The sequence below is a fragment of the Pseudomonas sp. CCOS 191 genome (genome assembly GCF_001007005.1).
GTDB lineage: Bacteria > Pseudomonadota > Gammaproteobacteria > Pseudomonadales > Pseudomonadaceae > Aquipseudomonas > Aquipseudomonas soli.
Window position 1 is genome coordinate 4,982,065 of record NZ_LN847264.1, and the last position, 22,465, is coordinate 5,004,529.

Sequence of the window (22,465 nt, forward strand, 5' to 3'; positions counted from 1 at the left end):
TAGCGACCGGCCCGCTTAATGGCAATCAGACTTGCGTCAAAGTGACTCAGTCCGCCTGTGGCGCCAGGGCCTCGCGCAGGCTGGTGATGGCCGCGTCACGGGCCTCGGCGGCCTCGAACTGCGGCCCGTCGGCAACTTGCTCACCGTTCAGCCAGAGCGAGAAGCCCAGGCCCTCGACTCGCACATCGGCCTCGCCGCCCTGTTGCAGTTGCTTGCTCACCGCCCCCGCGCTCTTGCCATCGGCGAAGCTGCGCGACAGCAGCAATTGCTCGCCATCGGCGGCCAGCAGGCGGAAGCGGAAGCTGCCATCCTCGTCACGGAAGCTGACGAAGCGGGCGCTCTTGGCAGCCTTCTTCTTCACCTCGGTGCTGGCCTGCACGGTGGTGCGGAACGAACGCAGGCCAACTGCCTCGCGCAGTTGCTCGAGGAACGGCGTGGCGATCTTGCGGGCCTTGGCGGCGCCGGCCAGGAGGATGTCCTCGAGGTCCGACGGGCGCGAGATCAGCTGGTGATAGTGCTCGCGCTTTTCGGCCAACTGACCATCGAGCAGCTGGAACAGGCGCTGCTTGGCATCGCCCCAGCCCAGGCCCTGCAGCAGCTCTTCGCGGAACTCGGCGCATTGCGCCGGTGTGGAGAAGGCCTGGAACAGGGTGAACAGGTGCGAATTGTCCGGATCCTTGGCCTCGCCGGGGGCCTTGGAGTCGGTGACGATGCGCGAGATCGCATCCTTCATGTCCTTGGCGCTGGTGAACAGCGGGATGGTGTTGTCATAACTCTTGGACATCTTGCGACCGTCCAGGCCCGGGAGCGTGGCCACGCTCTCCTCGATCACCGCCTCGGGCAGGGCGAAGAAGTCCTTGCCCTGGCCGAACAGGTGGTTGAAACGCTGGCCGATGTCACGCGCCATCTCCACGTGCTGGATCTGGTCGCGGCCAACCGGCACCTTGTTGGCATTGAACATCAGGATGTCGGCGGCCATCAGCACCGGGTAGCTGAACAGGCCCATGGTCACGCCGGCGTCCGGGTCTTCGCCGGCCTCGACATTCTTGTCCACCGACGCCTTGTAGGCGTGGGCGCGGTTGAGCAGGCCCTTGGCGGCGACGCAGGTCAGCAGCCAGGTCAGCTCCGGAATCTCGGGGATGTCCGACTGGCGATAGAAGGTCACCTTGGCCGGGTCCAGGCCACCGGCGAGCCAGGTGGCGGCGATCTCCAGGCGCGAACGCTGGATGCGCTGCGGGTCGTCGCACTTGATCAGGGCGTGGTAATCGGCCAGGAAGTAGAACGAGTCGACGCCGGGCTGCTGGCTGGCGAGGATGGCCGGACGGATGGCGCCGGCGTAGTTGCCCAGGTGCGGGGTGCCGGTGGTGGTGATACCGGTAAGGATGCGCGTGGTCATGGGGGTTCGCTTATTCAGGCTTGGCTCAGTTCGAAAGGCGCGGCAGCAGCAGATCCTTCAGATCGGTCAGCTTGCCATGGAAAAAGTGTCCGCATTCTGCCACTTTCAGCAGCTCGTGGGGGCGCGACAGGGCGGCGGACCAATCGTAGACCAGTTGCGGATCGACCACTTCGTCAGTGTCCGGTTGCACGACGGTGAGCGCGACGCGCTCGGGCAGCGGGAACTGCGCGTTCAGGCGCATCACCGCCGGGGCGATCATGAACAGCTGTTGCAGCTCGACATCCGCCGCCTCCAGGCGACCGGCCAGGCTGGCGGCAACGAAACCGCCGAAGGAGAAGCCCATCAGCACCAGTGGCAGTTCGGGGTGCTGCTGGCGCAACCAGGCTGCGGCAGCCTCGGCATCCGCCACCTCGCCGGCGCCCATGTCGTGGCTGCCGGCGCTCTGGCCAACGCCGCGGTAGTTGAAGCGCAGGGTGACGTAACCTGCATCACGGGCGGTACGCTGCAGGGTCGAGACCACCTTGTTGAGCATGGTGCCGCCCTGGACCGGGTTGGGGTGGCAAATAAGCACCGCGCCACGGGCATCGGCCACGTCCAGGTACAAAGCCTCGAGCTGGCCGGTCGGGCCATCGATGAACAAGGGGGTTTCGCGGATAAGCAAGGTACTACTCCGTGACCTCGTGAAGGGTCGACTCGTCTAGCAAAGGAATTCTGTTCTGATTTGCGATCGCTCGCGGTATACAGCGCAGGTCTGAGCCGTTAACGTAAAGCAAAGCCGTTTATAGAGGAAGGACTCGTGGAACACTCGCTCCTTGTTTGGTTGCTGCCGACCCTGGCCCTGGTTGTCGGTGTCGTCGTCGGTTTCGCGCTGGCCCGCCTGCTGCCCAACGCGGCACCGAGCAATACCCAACGCCAGCTGGATGACATCCAGCAGCGCTTCGACAATTACCAGAACGAAGTGGTAACCCACTTCAACAGCACTGCCTCGCTGGTCAAGAAACTGACCCAGAGCTACCAGGACGTGCAGGATCACCTGGCCGACGGCGCCAACCGCCTGGCTCTGGACGAGCTGACCCGCCAACGCCTGCTGGCCGCGCTGCACTCCGAAGCCGCGCAAGGCCCGCGTGATCGCCTGACGCCGCCGAAGGATACCGCCGAAGTGCCACGCGACTACGCACCGAAGTCGCCGAACTCGCCGGGCATGCTCGATGAGAGCTACGGCCTCAAGCGCTGAATCAATGACATGAAGAAGGCCTCGCAAGAGGCCTTTTTTGTGGGCGCTGAGTCGCAAACGGGACCTGCGTGGGAGCGGGCTTGCCCCGCGATCACCGGCGAAGCCGGTGCCATACACCGCATCGCGGGGCAAGCCCGCTCCCACGCAGTTCCATTTAACCAACAGCGTAATCTTTGCCCCGCGATTGAGCCGGCCCAGAGCACCTCAGCGATACCAGGCAGCCCCCTCCTCGCCGATACCATAAAGCGCCCGCGCCTGCCCCAGCACATCCCTCGACAACACGCCCTGGCACACCAGCCCATGCAAGGCCGCCAGCACCACGGCATACCGATCCACCTCGAAAAACCGTCGCAACTGCTGGCGCGTATCGCTGCGCCCGAAACCATCGGTGCCCAGGGTGGTATAGGGCGCCTGCACATACTCGGCGATCAACTGCGGCCAGGCGCGCACATAGTCGCTGGCCGCGATCACCGGGGCGTCGCCGGGCAGGCAACGACGCACATGGCAATCCGCATGCTCCCCGGTCATCGCCAGGCGTTGCGCATCCCTGGCCCCACGCGCCAGTTCGCTGAAGCTGGTGACGCTGAACACCTCGCTGTCGACCTGCCAGTCACTGGCCAGCAACTCGCCGGCGGCAATCACCTCGCGCAGGATGGTGCCCGAACCCAACAAGCGCACCTGGCCACGGGGAGCGGCCGAGGAATGCCGGGCAAACCGGTACATGCCCCGCAGTACATCGTCGTGCATGTCCTCGGGCAACGACGGCTGCGGGTAGTTTTCATTCATCACCGCCACATAGTGGAACTCATCCTGCTGCTCCACCAGCATGCGCCGCGCGGCATGGTCGAGGATCACCGCCAGCTCGCCGGCAAAGCATGGATCCCAGGCCCGGCAGTTGGGCACCATTGATGCCATGACCAGGCTCGATCCGTCCTGGTGCTGCAAGCCCTCGCCGCCCAACGTGGTGCGCCCCGCTGTGGCACCCAGCAACAGGCCTCGGGCGCGCTGGTCGGCGGCGGCCCAGATCAGGTCGCCGACCCGCTGGAAGCCGAACATCGAGTAGTAGATATATACCGGCAGCATCGGCTCGCCATGCACCGCGTAGGCGGTCGCTGCCGCGACCCATGAAGAGATCGCCCCGGCCTCGGTGATGCCCTCCTCCAACAGCTGGCCGTCCCGCGCCTCCTTGTAGACCAGCAACGAGCCGGCGTCCTCCGGCTCGTAGCGTTGCCCGTGGGGCGAGTAGATGCCGATCTGGCGGAACAGGCTGGCCATGCCGAAGGTGCGCGCCTCGTCGGCGACGATCGGCACCACTCGTGGCCCCAACCCCGGCGCCTTGAGCCAGTTTCCCAGCAGGCGCACCGCGGCCATGGTGGTGGACATCTCCTTGCCTTCGGCATGCAGGGCGAAACCGCCGAACGCCTCCAGCTCCGGCACGGGCAAGGTGGCGCAGTCGTTGCGTCGCAGCGGCAACGGCCCACCCAGTGCTTGGCGGCGCTGGCGCAGATAGACCATCTCCGGGCTGTCTTCGGCCGGGCGATAGAAACGCAGTTGCTCCACCGCCTCATCCGACAACGGCAAATGGAAACGGTCGCGGAAGGCCAGCAGCGCCTGCACGTCGAGTTTCTTGGCCTGGTGCGCGGTCATCCGCGACTCGCCGGCACTGCTCATGCCATAGCCTTTCTTGGTCTTGGCCAGGATCACCGTTGGCCGGCCCTTGCAGGCCCTGGCGGCGGCATAGGCGGCATGCAGCTTGCGAAAATCATGGCCACCGCGCTTGAGGGCGTTGATCTCTTCGGCGCTCATGTGTGCCACCAGGCGCTGCAAGGCCGGGTTCTGCTTGAAGAAGTGCTCGAGGTTGTAGCTGCCGTCCTTGGCGCCGAGGGTCTGGAACTGACCGTCGGGCGTCGCCGCCAACTGGCGCAGCAGCGCATGCTCGTGATCGCGGGCGAACAGTGCGTCCCACTCCGAGCCCCACAGCACCTTGATCACGTTCCAGCCGGCACCGCTGAACAACGCTTCGAGCTCCTGGATGATCTGGCCATTGCCGCGTACCGGGCCGTCCAGGCGCTGCAGGTTGCAGTTGACGATGAAGGTCAGGTTATCCAAGCCTTCACGGGCAGCCAGGGTCAGGCCGGCGGTCGACTCCGGCTCGTCCATCTCGCCATCGCCGAACACGCCCCAGACATGCCGGGCAGAGGTGTCGAGCAGCCCGCGATGCTGCAGGTAGCGCATGAAGCGCGCCTGATAGATCGCATTGAGCGGGCCGATGCCCATGGAACCTGTGGGAAACTGCCAGAAGTCCGGCATCAGCCAAGGGTGCGGATAGGAGCACAGCCCGTTGCCGCCGACCTCCTGCCGGTAGTTGGCCAGCTGTTCCTCGCTCAGGCGCCCTTCAAGAAATGCGCGGGCATAGATGCCAGGCGCCGAGTGCGGCTGGAAGAACACCAGGTCGCCGCTGCGCTGCACACCACCGCCCTCGCCGCGAAAGAAATGCTGGAAGCCGACCTCGAAGATTTCCGCCGCCGAGGCGTAGCTGGCGATATGCCCGCCCAGCTCGCCATAGGCGTGGTTGGCCCGTACCACCATGGCCAGGGCGTTCCAGCGCAGGATGCCGGTAATACGCTCGTCCAGCTCGAGATCGCCGGGATAAGCGCCCTGCTGTTCCACCGGCACGGTGTTGCGGTAGGCCGAAAAGGCCTGGGCCTCGCGTTCCAGGCCCAGCTCGAGGGCATGGGCCTGCAAGCGCTGCAGCAGGTAGCGGGCCCGCGCCGGGCCGCAGTGGGCCAGGGTCGAGGCCAGCGCCTCGCACCACTCGGCGGTTTCCGCTGGGTCGCTGTCCAGGGCGGCATCAAGGGCCGTCAACGGCTCGTTCGGGTTCATCATCGCTACCATCGCGCAGGCCTCGTCCGTGGCGATTCAGGCGCAGGCCTTCAGGGCCTGGGCAATGTCGGCAAGCAGGTCGTCGATGTCTTCCAGCCCCACCGACAGACGCACCAGCCCTTCCGAGATGCCATGCTCGGCACGCTCCTGCTGGGTATAGCTGGAGTGAGTCATGCTCGCCGGGTGCTGGGCCAGCGACTCGGCATCGCCCAGGCTCACCGCGCGGCTGAACAGCTGCAGGGCGTTCATGAAACGGCGCCCGGCTTCGATCCCGCCCTTCAGCTCGAAGGCGATCATCCCGCCCGGCAGGCGCATCTGCCGTTGGGCCAGCGCGTACTGCGGGAAGGATGGCAGGCCTGGGTAGTGCAGCAGCTCAACCTGTGATTGTTCGGCGAGAAACTCGGCGACCTGCTGGGCATTGGCGCAGTGGCGGTCCATGCGCAGGGCCAGGGTCTTGATGCCGCGCATCAACAGCGAGGCATCGTGAGGCGAGAGCACGGCGCCGGTCATGTCCTTGAGCCCTTCCAGGCGGATGCGGTCGACCAGCGCCTTGCGCCCGACGACCAGCCCGGCGGTAATATCACCATGCCCGGACAGGTACTTGGTGGCCGAATGCACCACCAGGTCGACGCCCAGTTCCAGCGGGCGCTGCAGGTAGGGTGTGCAGTAAGTGTTGTCGACCACGATGCTCAGGTCATGGCCCTGTGCAGCCTCGACGACGGCAGCGATATCCACCAGCTGCATGTTGGGGTTAGCCGGCGACTCGAAGTAGATCATCCGCGTCTTGGCGGTGATCGCGGCCTTAAGTGCCGGGATGTCGTTGAGGTCGACATGGCGAATCTTCACGCCAAACTCGCCGATGCCGTGGTGCAGGTAGGCGAAAGTGCAACCATACAGGGTGCTGCCGACGATCAGCTCGTCACCCGGGCGTAGCAGGGTCCATAGCGTGGCGGTGATGGCGCCCATCCCGGAGGCCAGCGCCAGCCCGGCCTCGCCGCCTTCGAGCGAGGCCATGCGTTGCTCCAGCAGGGCCAGCGTCGGGTTGGAAATACGGCTGTAGAAGTGCCCCGGCTCTTCGCCGGCGAAGCAGGCGGCGCCGTACTCGACAGTCGGGAACGCGTAGGTAGCGGTCTGGTAGACCGGCGGCACCAGGGCGCCGCCGTGGGACATCGGGTCATAGCCATGGTGGATGGCCCGGGTGGAGAAACCGGCGTTGTTATTGGAGTCGCGCATGGCAACAGTCTCTTGTGGTTTGTTATAAGCTTATGCCACCAAGCTGCCGCGCTTTTTCCAAACTTGCCCACGCAATTGGGCATGTTTTGAAAGAAAAACAACAAAAATAGAACCAGGAGGGCAAGATATGCCTTCAGCTCTCGACCGTACCGACCGCGCCCTGCTCGCCGCCCTGCAGGACAACGCCCGCCTGACCGTTTCCGAACTCGCCGACCAGGTCGCCCTGACCACCTCGCCCTGCTGGCGGCGGGTCAAGTTGCTCGAGGACAACGGCTACATCACCGGCTACCAGGCCATTCTTTCACCCAAGTCGCTGGGCTTCGGGGTGACCGCGTTCGTCAGCATCATGATGGACTCGCACACCAAGGAAATGGCCCTGGCGTTCGAGAAACGGCTGATGGAGATCCCCGAGATCGTTGCCTGCCACAACATTTCCGGGCGCTATGATTTTTTGCTGGAGATCCTGGCACGGGACCTGGAATCGTTTGGCGAATTCACCCGGGAGGTGCTGCAGCGGTTACCGGGGGTGAAGGAGATCTATTCGAGCTTTTCGTACAAGGCGGTGAAAGAGCGACGGGTGATTCCGGTGTCGGAGAAGCATATCTAGAGCCGCAAAGCAGACCCAAATCCTGCCAACAGACGACATACAAATGAAAAACCCCGCCGAAGCGGGGTTTTCCACATCAGGCAATCAATCAGATCGCCCCACGCTGACGCAGCACATCCAGCACCAGCTTCACGCCTTCATCGACGCTGACCGACTGGGTGTCGATCACCAGGTCCGCATCCAGTGGCACATCGAACGGGAAGCTCTCGCCCGGGATGTTGTCGCCACCGGCTGCATACAGGCCCTGCGGGTCACGCTCACGGCATACCAGCGGCGACGCCTGTACATAGACGGTCACCAGGCGCTCCTTGCCGATCAGCGCCCTGGCCTGCTCACGGCCCTCGGCATCCGGGGCGACGAAGGCGGCCAGGGCCAGCAGGCCGGCTTCGTTGAACTGGCGCGCCACATGGGCGGCGCGGCGCCAGTTCTCGGTGCGCCCGGCGCGGTCCTGCGGCAGGCCCTTGTTCAGGTCGTGGCGCAGGTTCTGGCCATCGAGCACATAGACTGCACGGCCCATGTCGAACAGCTTGCGCTCCACGGCGTAGGCCAGGGTGCTCTTGCCGGCGCCCGACAGGCCACTGAACAGCACGGTGGCTGGCTGCTGGCCGAAGCGCAGGGCACGCTCTTCGGTGGACACATGGGCCAGCTTGCCGTGTTGGCCAGTGCCGCCGTGTGGCAGGACCGGCGGGGCGATGATCATGCCAGCGCCGACGGTGCCGTTGGTCAGGCGATCGATGACGATGAACGCGCCGGTGGTGCGGTTGCTCTCGTAACCGTCCAGGGCGATGGCGCTGTCCAGGGCGACCTTGACCCGGCCGATTTCATTGAGTTGCAGCGCGCTGGCGGCGCCCTGCTCCAGGGTGTTCACATCGACCTTGTGGGTGATGCTGGCGATCGAGCCCGGCACATAGCTGGTGGCGCGCTTGATGTCATACTTCTTGCCCGGGAGCATCGGCTCCTCGGCCATCCACACCAGCATGGCGTCGAACTGGTCGGCCACCGTTGGAACATTGTCGGCATGCACCAGCAGGTCGCCACGGGAGATGTCGATCTCGTCTTCCATGGTAAGGGTCACCGCCTGGCCAGGCCCGGCGTTCTCCAGTTCACCTTCGTAGGTGACGATGGACTTGACCCGGCTGCTCTTGCCCGACGGCAGCACGACGATCTCGTCGCCCTTGTGCACCACGCCACCGGCGATGGTGCCGGCGAAGCCGCGGAAGTTGAGGTTCGGGCGGTTGACGTACTGCACCGGGAAACGCAGGTCGGTGACATTGCGGTCGGCGGCGATCTCGACAGTCTCGAGGATCTCCATCAACGCCGGGCCCGTGTACCACGGCGAACGCTCGCTGCGGTTGACCACGTTGTCGCCCTTGAGCGCCGACATAGGCACGAAGTGCAGGCTGCTCGGCTTGAGGTCGATGCCCTCGGCGAACTTCAGGTAGTCGGTCTTGATCGACTCGAAGACCTGCTCGTCGAAGCCCTTGAGGTCCATCTTGTTGACCGCGACGACGATGTGCTTGATGCCCAGCAGGGATGCGATGTAGCTGTGCCGGCGGGTCTGGGTCTGCACGCCGTAGCGGGCGTCGACCAGGATGATCGCCAGGTCGCAAGTCGAGGCGCCGGTGGCCATGTTGCGGGTATACTGCTCGTGGCCCGGGGTGTCGGCGATGATGAACTTGCGCTTGGCGGTGGAGAAGTAGCGGTAGGCGACATCGATGGTGATGCCCTGCTCGCGCTCGGCTTGCAGGCCGTCGACCAGCAGCGCCAGGTCGACTTCCTCGCCGGTGGTGCCGGACTTCTTCGAGTCACGGGTGATGGCCTCGAGGTGGTCCTCGTAGATCATCTTCGAGTCGTGCAGCAGGCGCCCGATCAGGGTGCTCTTGCCGTCGTCCACGTTGCCGCAGGTGAGGAAGCGCAGCAGTTCCTTGCGCTCGTGCTGGGCCAGGTAGGCGAGGATGTCCTCGCTGATCAGATCAGATTGGTGCGACATGCTGGAACCCTGAAATTAGAAGTAGCCTTGGCGTTTTTTGTCTTCCATGGAGCCGGCGCCATCGTGGTCGATGACACGGCCCTGGCGTTCGGACGTCCGGGTCAGGAGCATTTCCTGGATGATGTCCGTCAGGGTCTCGGCTTCGGACTCGACCGCACCCGTCAACGGGTAGCAGCCCAGGGTACGGAAACGCACCTTCTTCTTGACGATACGCGCCTTCTCTTCCTCGGAGAGGTGCTCGAGGATGCGCTCGTCGTCGATCATGATCAGGGTGCCGTTCTTCTCGATCACTTCACGCTCGGCGGCGAAGTACAGCGGCACGATCGGGATGCCCTCGAGGTAGATGTACTGCCAGATGTCCAGCTCGGTCCAGTTCGACAGCGGGAACACGCGGATCGACTCGCCCTTGTTGACCTTGCCGTTGTAGATGTTCCACAGCTCCGGGCGCTGGTTCTTCGGATCCCAGCGGTGCTTGCTGTCACGGAACGAGTAGACGCGTTCCTTGGCCCGCGACTTCTCTTCATCGCGGCGCGCGCCACCGAAGGCGGCGTCGAAGCCGTGCTTGTCCAGCGCCTGCTTCAGGCCCTGGGTCTTCATGATATCGGTGTGCTTGGAGCTGCCATGGGTGAACGGGTTGATGCCCTGCGCCACACCCTCCGGGTTGACGTGGGTGATCAGCTCCAGGCCCATCTCTTCGACCATCTTGTCGCGGAAGCGGTACATCTCCTGGAACTTCCACTGGGTGTCGACGTGCATCACCGGGAACGGCAGCTTGCCCGGGAAGAACGCCTTGCGCGCCAGGTGCAGCATGACCGCGGAATCCTTGCCGATCGAGTACAGCATCACCGGGTTGTCGAACTCGGCGGCCACCTCGCGGATGATGTGGATGCTCTCCGCCTCCAGCTGTTTCAAGTGCGTCAGATTGTCGACCATGGCTACTCACGAAAAACGATCTTATGGACGGCCTGCGGGCCGTGTTCGAGCGAGCCACTTTATCACAGCACCTGATTCTATTTAGGCGGGTGGCTAGATCGAAAAGGTCTAATGATATGACTGGGGGTTTGGGCAAAAAAGCATCGCGGGGCACGCCCGCGATGCGGCCGTCAGATCGGATTCGGGCAATCGATGAACAGGTGCTCCAGGGCAAAGCGACGCGCCAGGTAATCGCCCAGCGCCTGCACGCCATAACGCTCCGTGGCGTGGTGGCCGGCGGCGATGAAGCTGACGCCGTTCTCGCGGGCACTGTGGAAGGTCTGCTCCGACGCCTCGCCACTGATGAACAGGTCGACCCCGGCGGCGATGGCGGTGTCGATGTAGCCCTGCCCGCCCCCGGTGCACCAGCCGACCCGACGGATCATCTGCTCACCCTCGATGAGCAGCGGCTCACGCCCCAGCGCCTCCTGCACACGGCGGGCGAAATCCCGCGCCGATACCGGTTCGGCCAGCGAGCCGACCAGGCCCACCACCTTGGGATTGTTGGGGTCCAACGGACCTTCGACAGTGATGTCCAGCTGGCGCGCCAACTGCACGTTGTTGCCCACCTCCGGGTGCACGTCCAGCGGCAGGTGGAAGGCCAGCAGGCTGATGTCGTGCTTGAGCAGGGTCTTCAAGCGTCGCTGCTTGATACCGGTGATGCAGGGGTTTTCACCCTTCCAGAAATAGCCATGGTGTACCAGCACCAGGTCGGCCTCGGCCTCGACCGCCGCGTCCAGCAGCGCCTGGCTGGCGGTCACGCCGCTGACGATGCGGCTGACCTGGGGACGGCCCTCGACCTGCAGGCCGTTGGGGCAGTAATCCTGGATCCTGGCACTGGCCAGGTAGCGCTCGGCTTCCTCGACCAGGGTATTGAGGGCGACGGCCATGAAAAATCTCCTCGAATTCGGCGTTGCGACGGGCGTCAGGCCCTATAATGGCCGCCATTATGGGCCGTCGCTGGCGTGGGGGAAACCGCTGGCAGGCGCTCGGGGTGTCCAGCCATCGCCGTTCGGTTTCTTCAGGTGTATGATCGCGCCCGCTCGCGCCCCGGGCCCCATAGACACGGCCCCCGCCCCACTCCCAGGATCGATTCATGCTCAAGGCTCTGCGTTACTTCGGCTGGCCCCTGCTCACCGGTGTGCTGATCGCCATGCTGGTCATCCAGCGCTTCCCTGAATGGGTCGGCCTGCCCAGCCAGGACGTCAACCTGCAACAAGCCCCGCAAACCACCAAGCTCATGCAGGGGCCGGTCTCCTATGCCGATGCCGTGACCCTGGCTGCGCCCGCAGTGGTCAACCTCTACACCACCAAGGTGGTGAACAAGAGCGCCCACCCGCTGTTCGAGGACCCGCAGTTCCGCCGTTTCTTCGGCGACAACCTGCCCAAGCAGCGGCGCTGGGAGTCGAGCCTGGGTTCGGCGGTAATCATGAGCCCGGAAGGCTACCTGCTGACCAACAACCACGTCACCAGCGGCGCCGACCAGATCGTCGTGGCCCTCAAGGATGGCCGCGAGACCCTCGCCCGAGTGATCGGCAGCGACCCGGAAACCGACCTGGCGGTACTGAAGATCGACCTCAAGAGCCTGCCGGCGATCACCATCGGCCGCTCCGACAGTATCCATATCGGTGACGTGACCCTGGCCATCGGCAACCCCTTCGGTGTCGGCCAGACCGTGACCATGGGCATCATCAGCGCCACCGGCCGCAACCAGCTGGGCCTGAACAACTACGAAGACTTCATCCAGACCGACGCTGCGATCAACCCGGGCAACTCCGGAGGCGCGCTGGTGGATGCCAACGGCAACCTGGTGGGTATCAATACCGCGATCTTCTCCAAGTCCGGCGGCTCCCAGGGCATCGGCTTCGCCATCCCGGTCAAGCTGGCGCTGGAGGTGATGAAGTCGATCGTCGAGCATGGCCAGGTGATTCGTGGCTGGCTGGGCATCGAAGTGCAGCCGTTGAGCCAGGAGCTGGCCGACTCGTTCGGCATGCAGGGCCGTCCCGGTATCGTCGTGGCGGGAATCTTCCGCGATGGCCCGGCGGCACGTGCCGGCCTGCAACTGGGTGACGTGATCCTGAGCATCAATGGCGAGCCGGCCGGCGACGGGCGCAAGTCGATGAACCAGGTGGCGCGGATCAAGCCCAACGAGAAGATCACCATCGAGGTGATGCGCAATGGTCAGCAGCTCAAGCTGGTGGCCGAGGTGGGGTTGCGGCCACCACCAGCGCCGGTGGCCGCAAAAGAAGAGAAGTAAGGCTACAGGAGTGGGAGCAACTGCCCTGTGTCGTTTGCAAGGGCCTCATCGCTGGCAAGCCAGCTCCCACAGGAACCGCGCTTGACTCGAGGGCAGCGCGGTCGGAGTGGGAGCCGGCTTGTCGTGGCGACGAACCGCGGCGAAAGGGCCGCGAAGCGGCCCCTGGTACATCAATGCAGGATCTGGCTCAGGAACAGCCTGGTCCGGTCACTGCGCGGCCGGTCGAAGAAGTCATCCGGCGCCGCCTGCTCGACGATCTCGCCCTTGTCCATGAAGATCACCCGGTTCGCCACGGTGCGGGCAAAGCCCATCTCGTGGGTCACGCAGAGCATGGTCATGCCATCCTCGGCCAGGCTGACCATGGTGTCGAGCACCTCCTTGACCATCTCCGGGTCCAGCGCCGAAGTCGGTTCGTCGAACAGCATGATCTTCGGCTTCATGCACAGCGCCCGGGCAATCGCCACCCGCTGCTGCTGACCGCCGGACAACTGCCCGGGGTACTTGTGCGCCTGCTCCGGAATGCGCACGCGCTCGAGGAAGTGCATGGCGATTTCCTCGGCCTTGCGCCGCGGCAGCTTGCGCACCCACATGGGCGCCAGGGTGCAGTTCTCGAGGATGGTCAGGTGCGGGAACAGGTTGAAGTGCTGAAACACCATGCCCACCTCGCGGCGGATCGCTTCGATCTGCTTGAGGTCGTTGGTCAGCTCGACGCCGTCGACGACGATACGCCCCTGCTGGTGTTCCTCCAGCCGGTTGAGGCAGCGGATGGTGGTCGACTTGCCCGAGCCCGACGGCCCGCACAGCACGATACGCTCGCCCTGGCGCACGTTCAGGTTGATGTCCTTGAGCACATGGAACTGGCCGTACCACTTGTTCACGCCCTGCATCTGGATGATGCCTTCGGGGCCGGCAGGCTGCTTGATCGCTTCACTCATTTCGAAACTCCTAACGCTTGTGGCCAGTGTCCAGCTTGCGCTCCAGATGCATGGAGTAGCGGGACATACCGAAACAGAAAATCCAGAACACCAGGGCGGCGAACACATAGCCCTCGGTCGCCATGCCCAGCCAGGCCGGATCGGCCGCGGCCTGCTTGACGCTGTTGAGCAGGTCGAACAGGCCGATGATGATCACCAGGCTGGTGTCCTTGAACAGGGCAATGAAGGTGTTGACGATGCCGGGGATCACCAGCTTGAGCGCCTGGGGCAGGATCACCAGGCCCATCGCCCGCCAGTAGCCCAGGCCCATGGCCGCGGCGGCTTCATACTGGCCCTTGGGGATGGCCTGCAGGCCGCCGCGCACCACCTCGGCGATGTACGCCGACTGGAACAGGATCACGCCGATCATCGCCCGCAGCAGCTTGTCGAAGCTCATGCCTTCGGGCAGGAACAGCGGCAGCATCACCGAGGACATGAACAGCACGGTGATCAGCGGCACGCCGCGCCAGAACTCGATGAAGGTCACGCAGACCACCTTCACCGCCGGCATGTTCGAGCGCCGCCCCAACGCCAGCAGGATGCCCAGCGGCAACGCGCCGACAATGCCGACCGTGGCGATCACCAGGGTCAGCATCAGGCCGCCCCATTGGCTGGTGGGCACCGTTTCCAGGCCCAGCGTGCCACCGTGCAGCAGGATGTAGGCCAGGATCGGGTACAGCACCAGGAAGCCCAGGCCGTATACCGCCTTGCGTGGGAAGCGCTTGATGAACAGCGGGGCCGCGCCGAGCACGGCGAGCCACACCGTCAGGTCGACGCGCCAGCGCAGTTCCGTCGGGTAGTAGCCATACATGAACTGGCCGAAGCGCTGCTGGATGAACACCCAGCAGGCGCCCTCCTTGGTGCAGTCAGCGCGGGTGGTGCCGACCCAGTTGGCGTCGATGAACGCCCACTGCACCAGCGGCGGCACGATCAGCCACACCAGGTACAGGGCGAACAGCGTCAGCAAGGTGTTGAGCCAGCTGGAGAACAGGTTGGCCCGCATCCAGGCGAGCACGCCAACGGTCTTCACCGGTGGCGGCATGTCGGGTTTGAAAACATGGGCTGTCACGGAAGGACCCTCACCGTTCGATCAGCGCAATGCGCTTGTTGTACCAGTTCATCAACAGCGAAATGCTGATGCTGATGGCGAGATAGACGCTCATGGTGATGGCGATCACCTCGATGGCCTGGCCGGTCTGGTTGAGCACGGTACCGGCGAACAGCGAGACCATCTCCGGATAGCCGATACCGGCGGCCAGCGACGAGTTCTTCGCCAGGTTCAGGTACTGGCTGGTCAGCGGCGGGATGATCACCCGCAACGCCTGGGGAATGATCACCTTGCGCAGCGTCGGGCCTTCGCGCAGGCCCAGCGAGCGGGCTGCCTCGGTCTGGCCATGGCTGACCGAACGGATACCCGAGCGCACGATCTCGGCGATGAACGCCGCGGTATAGATGGTCAGCGCCAGGGTCAGCGCCAGCAGCTCGGGGATCAGCACCCAGCCACCGACGAAATTGAAGCCCTTGAGCTGCGGCACTTCCCAGTGCACCGGGCTGCCGAACAGCAACGCGCACACGCCGGGGATGCCGATCAGCAGCAGCAGGCCCACCCAGAACTTGTGGAATGGCTGGCCGGTTTCATCGAAACGCTTGTTGGCCAGGCGCACCATCAACACGATGGCGACGATTGCCAGCAGCAATGCGATCACGAACGGCCAGAAGCCTTCGGCCATCGAGGCGCCGGGCATGTTCAGGCCACGGTTGCTGATGAAGAAGGTGTCGTCGATATTGATGCTGCCCCGCGGCCCTGGCAGGGTCAGGAACACGGCGAAGTACCAGAACAGGATCTGCAGCAGCGGTGGAATGTTGCGGAAGGTCTCCACGTACACCGTCGCCAGCTTGTTGATCATCCAGTTCGGCGACAGCCGCGCCACGCCGATGATGAAGCCCAGCAAGGTAGCCAGGATGATGCCGATGAAGGTCACCAGCAGGGTGTTGAGCAGGCCGATGACGAACACCCGGGCGTAGCTGTCCGATTCCACGTAGGGGATCAGGTGCTGGGCAATGCCGAAGCCGGCACTGCGCTCGAGGAAATCGAAACCGGAGGTGATGCCCCGGTGCTGCAGGTTGGTCTGGGTGTTATGGAACAGGTACCAGCCCAGGCCCACCACGAAGACCACGGTGAGGATCTGGAACAGCCACGCGCGCACACGTGGATCACTAAGGGAAAACCCTTTCCGTGCGCCGATTTGATTTTGCATGAAGTGCCCCGAAAAGAAGGGATTCGAACGACCCGCGGCGGCAGGATGCCGCCGCGGGGTGCAGCCATCAGCGCACAGGTGGCGCGTACTGGATGCCGCCGTTGTTCCACAGGGCATTCATGCCACGGTCGATCTTCAGGTCGGTGCTCTGGCCCAGGTTCTTCTCGAACACTTCGCCATAGTTGCCGACTTGCTTGACGATCTGCACTACCCAGTCCTTGGGCAGCTTGAGGTCCTTGCCGTACTCGCCATCGGCGCCCAGCAGGCGGGCGACGTCAGGGTTCTTGGTGGACTTGGCCTCGGCCTCGACGTTCTTCGAAGTGACCCCTGCTTCTTCCGCGTTGAGCATGGCGAACAGGGTCCACTTGACGATGCTGAACCATTCCTCGTCGCCCTTGCGCACGACAGGGCCCAGGGGCTCCTTGGAGATGGTTTCCGGCAGCACCACGTACTCGGTCGGTGCGGCCAGCTTGGAGCGCTGGGCGAACAGCTGCGACTTGTCCGAGGTCAGCACGTCGCAACGGCCGGACTCCAGCGACTTGGCGCTCTCGTCGGAGGTGTCGAAGGTGATCGGGGTGTACTTCAAGCCATTGGCACGGAAGTAGTCGGAGACGTTCAGTTCGGTAGTGGTACCGGCCTGGATGCAGATGGTGGCGCCGTCGAGCTCCTTGGCGCTGGAGACACCGAGCTTCTTGTTGGCGAGGAAACCGACGCCGTCGTAGTAGGTGACACCGGCGAACACCAGGCCCATGCCGGCATCGCGCGAGCTGGTCCAGGTGGTGTTGCGCGACAGCACGTCGACCTCGCCGGACTGCAGCGCGGTGAAGCGCTCCTTGGCGTTGAGCTGGCTGAACTTGACCTTGGTCGCATCGCCGAACACGGCGGCGGCCACTGCGCGGCACACATCGGCGTCGATGCCGACGATCTTGCCCTGTGCGTCAGGTACGGAGAAGCCAGGAAGACCATCGCTCACGCCACACTGGACGAAGCCCTTCTTCTTCACCGCGTCGAGGGTGGCGCCGGCCTGGGCGAAGCTGGTGGCGCCCAGCGCGGCGGCGGCGGTCAGGACTGCCAGGGTGGTTTTCAACATCTTCATCAACAACCTCCAAATCGCTCTTGTTGTATGAGCCGGAATTGCACCGCACCCTTATGAGGCGCATCCGACCCCTTGTTGGCTTGTTTTTGGGTCAATTGGCGCAATGGGCTGTTCTATGACAGCCTTCGATCCACACGAGGGGTGTTACCGGGACCGGCCCACCTCTTCGCATGACAAGGACATAGCAAAGGGCGTACCACAGTCCACGGCTTAAGCGATAAAGCGGTAGTCAAGTAGGAAAAGTTGTAGAGTTGCGACAATCTTTTTCTGGCATTAGCCGCCAATGCCTTCTTTTTACGCACTACATCAGTACGCCAGCACTCTTTCGGAGCAGTCATGACCCAACCGCTGATTCTCGAACCGCAGAAAACCGCCGACGCCTGTGTGATCTGGTTGCACGGCCTGGGGGCCGACCGTTACGACTTCCTACCGGTAGCGGAATTCATGCAGGAACGCCTGCTCAGCACCCGCTTCATCATGCCCCAGGCGCCAACCCGCCCGGTAACCATCAACGGCGGCTACCAGATGCCCAGCTGGTACGACATCAAGGCCATGACCCCGGCGCGGGCCATCGACGAGGCGCAACTGGAAGAGTCGGCCGACCAGGTGATCGCCCTGATCAAGGCCGAACAGGCCAAGGGCATCAACCTGTCACGCATCTTCCTCGCCGGGTTTTCCCAAGGCGGTGCGGTGGTGCTGCACACTGCCTATATAAAGTGGCAGGAAGCGCTGGGCGGCGTGATCGCCCTCTCCACCTACGCGCCGACCTTCAGCGACGCGCAGCAACTGAGCGCCTGTCAGCAGCGCACGCCGGCGCTGTGCCTGCACGGTGTGCACGACCCGGTGGTGATCCCGTCGATGGGCCGCACGGCGTTCGAGTACCTCAATACCTGGGGTGTGGCCGCCCAGTGGCATGAGTACCCGATGGAGCACGAAGTGGTGGTCGAGGAGCTGAAGGACATCCACGACTGGCTGAGCCGCCAGTTGCAGTGATTCTGTAGCCCAGCCCGCATTGCACTACGCCGCGCCCGATTCTTGCATTACACTGCCCGGCGTACATTCCTTAACCAGTTGACGAGACGACCGTGCTCAAGGCACTCAAGAAAATATTCGCCAAAGGTGACGCCGCACCGCCCATCGCCGCGTCCCAACCCGAGCCGGCTCCTCAGCCGGCCGCCGCCCAGGCGCCAGAGTGCCAGGCCGGCAAACCCAGGCCAAAGCCTGCGCCCAAGGCCAAGGCCGAGCCACAAGCCGCCGTCCAGGTCGCCCAGCCGCCGCGCGCCGAGTCCCCCGCCAAGGACAAACCACGCCGCGAACGCAAGCCCAAGCCGCAGGCCAGCCTGTGGAAGCCGGAGGACTTCGTGGTCGAGCCGCAGGAAGGCAAGACGCGTTTCCACGACTTCAAGCTCTCCAATGAGCTGATGCATGCCATCCACGACCTCGGCTTCCCCTATTGCACGCCGATCCAGGCCCAGGTCCTGGGTTACACCCTGCGCGGCCAGGACGCCATCGGTCGGGCCCAGACCGGCACCGGCAAGACCGCCGCGTTCCTGATCTCGATCATCTCGCAGCTGCAGCAGACCCCACCGCCCAAAGAGCGCTACATGGGCGAGCCGCGGGCGCTGATCATCGCCCCGACCCGCGAGCTGGTGGTGCAGATCGCCAAGGATGCCCAGGCCCTGACCAAGTACACCGGCCTGAATGTGATGAGCTTTGTCGGCGGCATGGACTTCGACAAGCAGCTCAAGTCACTGGAAGCACGCCATTGCGACATCCTGGTGGCCACCCCGGGCCGCCTGCTGGACTTCAACCAGCGCGGCGAGGTGCACCTGGACATGGTCGAGGTGATGGTACTGGACGAGGCCGACCGCATGCTCGACATGGGCTTCATCCCCCAGGTCCGCCAGATCATCCGCCAGACCCCGCCCAAGAGCGAACGCCAGACCCTGCTGTTCTCCGCCACCTTCACCGACGACGTGATGAACCTGGCCAAGCAGTGGACCACCAACCCGGCCATCGTCGAGATCGAGCCGGAGAACGTCGCCAGCGAGACCGTCGAACAGCACGTCTACGCCGTGGCCGGCAGCGACAAGTACAAGCTGCTGTACAACCTGGTCACGCAGAACAAGTGGGAACGGGTGATGGTGTTCGCCAACCGCAAGGACGAGGTGCGTCGCATCGAGGAAAAACTGGTGCGCGACGGCATCAACGCCGCCCAACTGTCGGGCGACGTGCCGCAGCACAAGCGTATCCGCACCCTGGAGAGCTTCCGTGAAGGGCGCATCACCGTGCTGGTGGCCACCGACGTGGCCGGCCGTGGCATCCACATCGACGGCATCAGCCATGTGATCAACTTCACCCTGCCGGAAGACCCGGACGACTACGTGCACCGCATCGGCCGCACCGGTCGCGCCGGCACCAGCGGCGTGTCGATCAGCTTTGCCGGCGAGGACGATTCGTACCAGTTGCCGGCGATCGAAGAGTTGCTGGGGCGCAAGATCAAGTGCGAGATGCCGCCGGACGAGCTGTTGAAGCCCGTGCCGCGCAAGCATCACTGACAGGCCTCTGTAGGAGCGGGCTTGCCCGCTCCCACGATCACCCTCTCATTCAGTCCCAGCGCCCTGCCGCATCCTGGTCGCTCTGCTTGCCTTCCACCCAGCGCGTCCCTTCCTGGGTATTCTCCTTCTTCCAGAACGGCGCCCGGGTCTTCAGGTAGTCCATGATGAAGTTGCAGGCATCGAACGCCGCCTGCCGATGCGCGCTGGCCACGCCGACAAAGACGATCGGCTCGCCCGGTTCCAGGGCGCCGATACGGTGCAGCACCTCGACCTTGAGCAGCGGCCAGCGCCCTTCGGCCTCGACCACGATCTTGGCCAGGGCCTTCTCGGTCATGCCCGGGTAGTGCTCGAGGAACATCCCCGCCACCTCCCGGCCATCGTTGAAGTCACGCACATAGCCGACAAATCCGACCACCGCGCCCACGCCGACATTCGCAGCGTGCATGGCGTTGACTTCGGCGCCCGGGTCGAAGGCCGCCTCCTGAACGCGCACGGCCATGGTCAACCTCCGGTCACGGGTGGGAAGAACGCGATCTCGTCACCCTCTTCCAATGGCTCATCGAGCCGGCACAGCTCTTCGTTGCGGGCACACATCAGGTTCTGCTCGGCCAGCACCGCGTAGTGCCCACCCTTGCCCGCCAAGGCCTGGCGCACATCGTCCAGCACCTTGAAGTCGCCTTCCAGGCGCTCGGCGTCGATGCCCAGCAACTCACGGTAGCGGGCGAAATACATGACCTTGACCTTCATCACCCCTCCACCTTGTAGTGCCCGCTCTTGCCACCGGTCTTCTCCAGCAGGCGCACCTGCTCGATGACCATGCCTTTGTCCACAGCCTTGCACATGTCGTAGATCGTCAGCGCGGCGACGCTGGCGGCGGTGAGCGCCTCCATTTCGACGCCGGTCTGCCCGGCCAGCTTGCAGCGGGCGACAATGTGCACCACGTCCTCGCCCTCGGCGGCCAGCTCGACCTTGACGCCGGTGAGCATCAGCGGATGGCACAGCGGGATCAGGTCGCTGGTCTTCTTCGCCGCCTGGATGCCGGCGATGCGCGCCACCGCGAACACATCGCCCTTGGGGTGTTGGCCATCGACGATCATGCGCAGGGTGTCCGGCAACATGCGCACCCGTGCCTCGGCAATCGCCTCGCGGGCGGTCACGGCCTTTTCAGTGACGTCGACCATGTTGGCGCGCCCCTGGGAATCAAGATGAGTCAGCACTGCTCTGCTCCTGGGAAGGGATAACAGAGTGTAAACCTGCCGGTCAGCTTTGAGCAGAGGGCAGAACAGCGCATCGCGGGGCAACCCCGCTCCCATGAAGGGAACGGGGTTGCCCCGCGACAGGTTACAGGTGCGACTCGGCGTACTCGGCCAGTACCGAGCGTGGCACGCCCTGCAGGGTGATATGAACGCCGTGGGGGAAGTCCTTGAAGCGCTCGGTGAGGTAGGTCAGCCCGGAACTGGTGGCCGACAGGTAGGGGGTGTCGATCTGCGCCAGGTTGCCCAGGCAGACCACCTTCGAGCCGGTCCCGGCACGGGTGATGATGGTCTTGATCTGGTGCGGCGTGAGGTTCTGGCACTCGTCGATGAGGATCAGGCTCTGCTGGAAGCTGCGCCCACGGATGTAGTTCAGCGACTTGAACTGCAGCGGCACCCGCTCGAGGATGTACTCGACACTGCCGTGGGTGCTCTCGTCATCCATGTGCAAGGCTTCGAGGTTGTCGGTGATGGCGCCCAGCCAAGGCTCCATCTTCTCCGCCTCGGTGCCCGGCAGGAAGCCGATCTCCTGGTCCAGCCCCTGCACGCTGCGGGTGGCGATGATGCGCCGGTAGCGCTTGCTGACCATGGTCTGCTCGATGGCCGCGGCCAGCGCCAGGATGGTCTTGCCCGAGCCCGCCGCGCCGGTCAGGTTGACCAGGTGGATATCCGGGTCGAGCAAGGCGAACAGCGCCAGGCTCTGGTGGATGTCCCGTGGCTTGAGGCCCCAGGCTTCCTGGTGCAGCAGCGGTTCCTGGTGCAGGTCGAGCAGCAGCAGCTCGTCGTTGCGGATGCCCTTGATCCAGCCGACGAAGCCCTGTTCGTCGATGATGAACTCGTTGACGTGCACGGCGGGCAAGTTGTCCGTCAACTGCACCCGATGCCAGGTACGGCCCCGCTCCTGACGCGTGTCGACCTTGCTCACGCGGTCCCAGAACGACCCTGTGACCGAGTGGTAGCCCTTGGACAGCAAGGACACATCGTCGACCAACTGGTCGGTGCTGTAGTCCTCGGCGGCGATCCCGCAGGCACGCGCCTTCAGGCGCATGTTGATGTCCTTGGTCACCAGCACTACGTCGAGGTCCTTGCGCTTGGCGCGCAGGTCAAGCAGCTGGTTGATGATGATGTTGTCGGCGAGGTTCTCGGGGAGCAGGCGGTTGGGCTCGTTGCGCGTGCTCATGAGGATGGACAGGAAGCCCTTGGGCCCGCTCTTGCCGCGCTGGATCGGCACGCCCTGCTCGACATCGCTGGGCGAGGCGTCGCCGAGGGTCTGGTCGATCAGGCGGATGGCCTGGCGACATTCGGCGGCGATGGTCTGTTTACCGGTCTTGAGCTTGTCGAGTTCCTCCAGCACCGTCATCGGTATGGCGACGTGGTGCTCCTCGAAGTTGAGCAGGGCGTTGGGGTCGTGAATCAGGACGTTGGTATCGAGCACATACAGGATTGGCTGGTTGGAGGAAGGGTTGCGTCCTTGGTCATCCATACTCGTTCACCTTATGTGAAAGCCACACGGCGCGAACGGCTGCGCCGCAAAGTGACTGCCGTTCTCCCCGTATCCGCGTCGTTACGGGCGGGAAGCTCACCTGGCAAGGAGGGCGTGGATGACGCCACCTGTGCTGCAGGGTTCGGCTGTCTGGTTCCTTGATACCGCAAAAACCATGACCGAAAAAAGTCTTTTTACGCTCAGGTGAAGTTTATTTTTCGGATTGACGAACAGGGCTTGGCGCGGGCCCGGAGCAGGACTACAGTCAAGG

Annotated in this window: 20 protein-coding genes; 5 read left to right on the plus strand and 15 right to left on the minus strand. The window is 64.1% G+C overall.

Annotated elements, in window-relative coordinates; translation table 11 throughout:
• Window positions 1-46: 46 nt before the first annotated feature.
• Window positions 47-1,396, minus strand: coding sequence for a tryptophan--tRNA ligase (locus CCOS191_RS22250; protein WP_046857023.1), 1,350 nt, complete (start codon window positions 1,394-1,396; stop codon window positions 47-49).
• Window positions 1,397-1,421: 25 nt separating this feature from the next.
• Window positions 1,422-2,057 (minus strand): alpha/beta hydrolase, encoded by a 636-nt coding sequence (locus tag CCOS191_RS22255; RefSeq protein ID WP_046857024.1) that lies wholly within the window; start codon window positions 2,055-2,057, stop codon window positions 1,422-1,424.
• A gap of 135 nt (window positions 2,058-2,192) precedes the next feature.
• Between CCOS191_RS22255 and CCOS191_RS22260 the strand changes: the two genes are divergently transcribed.
• Entirely contained in the window at window positions 2,193-2,630 is a 438-nt protein-coding gene (locus CCOS191_RS22260) for a YhcB family protein (RefSeq protein WP_023630140.1), read from the plus strand.
• Window positions 2,631-2,834: 204 nt separating this feature from the next.
• Here CCOS191_RS22260 and mdeB read toward each other — a convergent pair whose 3' ends face one another.
• Both mdeB and CCOS191_RS22270 read right to left on the minus strand, forming a co-directional pair.
• Window positions 2,835-5,525, minus strand: a complete 2,691-nt coding sequence (gene mdeB, locus CCOS191_RS22265) for an alpha-ketoglutarate dehydrogenase (protein ID WP_046857025.1) — start codon at window positions 5,523-5,525, stop codon at window positions 2,835-2,837.
• A 24-nt stretch (window positions 5,526-5,549) separates the two neighbouring features.
• On the minus strand, window positions 5,550-6,746 hold the full coding sequence (locus CCOS191_RS22270) for a methionine gamma-lyase (RefSeq protein ID WP_046857026.1): 1,197 nt from the start codon (window positions 6,744-6,746) through the stop codon (window positions 5,550-5,552).
• A gap of 127 nt (window positions 6,747-6,873) precedes the next feature.
• Between CCOS191_RS22270 and CCOS191_RS22275 the strand changes: the two genes are divergently transcribed.
• Window positions 6,874-7,353 (plus strand): Lrp/AsnC family transcriptional regulator, encoded by a 480-nt coding sequence (locus tag CCOS191_RS22275; protein ID WP_046857027.1) that lies wholly within the window; start codon window positions 6,874-6,876, stop codon window positions 7,351-7,353.
• Window positions 7,354-7,441: 88 nt separating this feature from the next.
• On the opposite strand, the gene cysN is transcribed toward CCOS191_RS22275, so the two are convergent.
• From cysN to CCOS191_RS22290, 3 genes are all read right to left on the minus strand, one after another.
• The gene (gene cysN, locus CCOS191_RS22280; protein WP_046857028.1) at window positions 7,442-9,343 is read right to left on the minus strand and encodes a sulfate adenylyltransferase subunit CysN; all 1,902 of its coding nucleotides are present in this window, start codon (window positions 9,341-9,343) and stop codon (window positions 7,442-7,444) included.
• Between the two features lie 15 nt (window positions 9,344-9,358).
• Window positions 9,359-10,276 carry a sulfate adenylyltransferase subunit CysD gene (cysD, locus tag CCOS191_RS22285; protein WP_038707406.1) on the minus strand — a complete coding sequence of 306 codons (918 nt, stop codon included), beginning with the start codon at window positions 10,274-10,276 and terminating at the stop codon, window positions 9,359-9,361.
• Between the two features lie 170 nt (window positions 10,277-10,446).
• Entirely contained in the window at window positions 10,447-11,205 is a 759-nt protein-coding gene (locus CCOS191_RS22290) for a Nif3-like dinuclear metal center hexameric protein (RefSeq protein ID WP_046857029.1), read from the minus strand.
• Between the two features lie 206 nt (window positions 11,206-11,411).
• On the opposite strand from CCOS191_RS22290, the gene algW reads away from it, so the two are divergent.
• On the plus strand, window positions 11,412-12,572 hold the full coding sequence (algW, locus tag CCOS191_RS22295) for a Do family serine endopeptidase AlgW (protein WP_046857030.1): 1,161 nt from the start codon (window positions 11,412-11,414) through the stop codon (window positions 12,570-12,572).
• A 170-nt stretch (window positions 12,573-12,742) separates the two neighbouring features.
• On the opposite strand, the gene CCOS191_RS22300 is transcribed toward algW, so the two are convergent.
• From CCOS191_RS22300 to CCOS191_RS22315, 4 genes are all read right to left on the minus strand, one after another.
• Entirely contained in the window at window positions 12,743-13,507 is a 765-nt protein-coding gene (locus CCOS191_RS22300; protein ID WP_023629378.1) for an amino acid ABC transporter ATP-binding protein, read from the minus strand.
• Window positions 13,508-13,517: 10 nt separating this feature from the next.
• Complete coding sequence (locus CCOS191_RS22305; protein ID WP_046857031.1) at window positions 13,518-14,615, minus strand: amino acid ABC transporter permease; 1,098 nt, start codon at window positions 14,613-14,615, stop codon at window positions 13,518-13,520.
• Window positions 14,616-14,625: 10 nt separating this feature from the next.
• Entirely contained in the window at window positions 14,626-15,804 is a 1,179-nt protein-coding gene (locus tag CCOS191_RS22310) for an amino acid ABC transporter permease (RefSeq protein ID WP_046857032.1), read from the minus strand.
• Between the two features lie 67 nt (window positions 15,805-15,871).
• Window positions 15,872-16,900 (minus strand): amino acid ABC transporter substrate-binding protein, encoded by a 1,029-nt coding sequence (locus CCOS191_RS22315; RefSeq protein WP_023629381.1) that lies wholly within the window; start codon window positions 16,898-16,900, stop codon window positions 15,872-15,874.
• A gap of 336 nt (window positions 16,901-17,236) precedes the next feature.
• Here CCOS191_RS22315 and CCOS191_RS22320 point away from each other — a divergent pair, with 336 nt between their 5' ends.
• A complete protein-coding gene (locus CCOS191_RS22320; RefSeq protein WP_038707405.1) occupies window positions 17,237-17,893 on the plus strand; it encodes an alpha/beta hydrolase in 657 nt (218 codons plus the stop codon).
• A gap of 92 nt (window positions 17,894-17,985) precedes the next feature.
• Entirely contained in the window at window positions 17,986-19,458 is a 1,473-nt protein-coding gene (rhlB, locus tag CCOS191_RS22325; protein WP_046857033.1) for an ATP-dependent RNA helicase RhlB, read from the plus strand.
• A gap of 49 nt (window positions 19,459-19,507) precedes the next feature.
• On the opposite strand, the gene moaE is transcribed toward rhlB, so the two are convergent.
• The 4 genes from moaE to CCOS191_RS22345 form a co-directional block, all read right to left on the minus strand.
• On the minus strand, window positions 19,508-19,957 hold the full coding sequence (moaE, locus tag CCOS191_RS22330; protein ID WP_046857034.1) for a molybdopterin synthase catalytic subunit MoaE: 450 nt from the start codon (window positions 19,955-19,957) through the stop codon (window positions 19,508-19,510).
• 2 nt (window positions 19,958-19,959) lie between these two features.
• Window positions 19,960-20,205, minus strand: coding sequence for a molybdopterin converting factor subunit 1 (moaD, locus tag CCOS191_RS22335; protein WP_023629385.1), 246 nt, complete (start codon window positions 20,203-20,205; stop codon window positions 19,960-19,962).
• Entirely contained in the window at window positions 20,205-20,675 is a 471-nt protein-coding gene (gene moaC, locus CCOS191_RS22340) for a cyclic pyranopterin monophosphate synthase MoaC (RefSeq protein ID WP_046857035.1), read from the minus strand. The genes moaD and moaC overlap by 1 nt, the downstream gene beginning before the upstream one ends.
• A 124-nt stretch (window positions 20,676-20,799) precedes the next feature.
• Window positions 20,800-22,194 carry a PhoH family protein gene (locus CCOS191_RS22345; protein ID WP_023629387.1) on the minus strand — a complete coding sequence of 465 codons (1,395 nt, stop codon included), beginning with the start codon at window positions 22,192-22,194 and terminating at the stop codon, window positions 20,800-20,802.
• Between the last annotated feature and the right edge of the window lie 271 nt (window positions 22,195-22,465).

Bases quoted from the DNA above. Each gene is read 5' to 3' on its own strand.
- CCOS191_RS22315 (WP_023629381.1), bottom strand. From the start codon at position 16,900: ATGAAGATGTTGAAAACCACCCTGGCAGTCCTGACCGCCGCCGCCGCG.
- CCOS191_RS22320 (WP_038707405.1), top strand. From the start codon at position 17,237: ATGACCCAACCGCTGATTCTCGAACCGCAGAAAACCGCCGACGCCTGT.
- moaD (WP_023629385.1), bottom strand. From the start codon at position 20,205: ATGAAGGTCAAGGTCATGTATTTCGCCCGCTACCGTGAGTTGCTGGGC.
- algW (WP_046857030.1), top strand. From the start codon at position 11,412: ATGCTCAAGGCTCTGCGTTACTTCGGCTGGCCCCTGCTCACCGGTGTG.
- moaE (WP_046857034.1), bottom strand. From the start codon at position 19,957: ATGGCCGTGCGCGTTCAGGAGGCGGCCTTCGACCCGGGCGCCGAAGTC.
- cysN (WP_046857028.1), bottom strand. From the start codon at position 9,343: ATGTCGCACCAATCTGATCTGATCAGCGAGGACATCCTCGCCTACCTG.
- CCOS191_RS22250 (WP_046857023.1), bottom strand. From the start codon at position 1,396: ATGACCACGCGCATCCTTACCGGTATCACCACCACCGGCACCCCGCAC.
- cysD (WP_038707406.1), bottom strand. From the start codon at position 10,276: ATGGTCGACAATCTGACGCACTTGAAACAGCTGGAGGCGGAGAGCATC.
- CCOS191_RS22310 (WP_046857032.1), bottom strand. From the start codon at position 15,804: ATGCAAAATCAAATCGGCGCACGGAAAGGGTTTTCCCTTAGTGATCCA.
- CCOS191_RS22290 (WP_046857029.1), bottom strand. From the start codon at position 11,205: ATGGCCGTCGCCCTCAATACCCTGGTCGAGGAAGCCGAGCGCTACCTG.
- CCOS191_RS22275 (WP_046857027.1), top strand. From the start codon at position 6,874: ATGCCTTCAGCTCTCGACCGTACCGACCGCGCCCTGCTCGCCGCCCTG.
- CCOS191_RS22270 (WP_046857026.1), bottom strand. From the start codon at position 6,746: ATGCGCGACTCCAATAACAACGCCGGTTTCTCCACCCGGGCCATCCAC.
- CCOS191_RS22300 (WP_023629378.1), bottom strand. From the start codon at position 13,507: ATGAGTGAAGCGATCAAGCAGCCTGCCGGCCCCGAAGGCATCATCCAG.
- mdeB (WP_046857025.1), bottom strand. From the start codon at position 5,525: ATGGTAGCGATGATGAACCCGAACGAGCCGTTGACGGCCCTTGATGCC.
- CCOS191_RS22345 (WP_023629387.1), bottom strand. From the start codon at position 22,194: ATGGATGACCAAGGACGCAACCCTTCCTCCAACCAGCCAATCCTGTAT.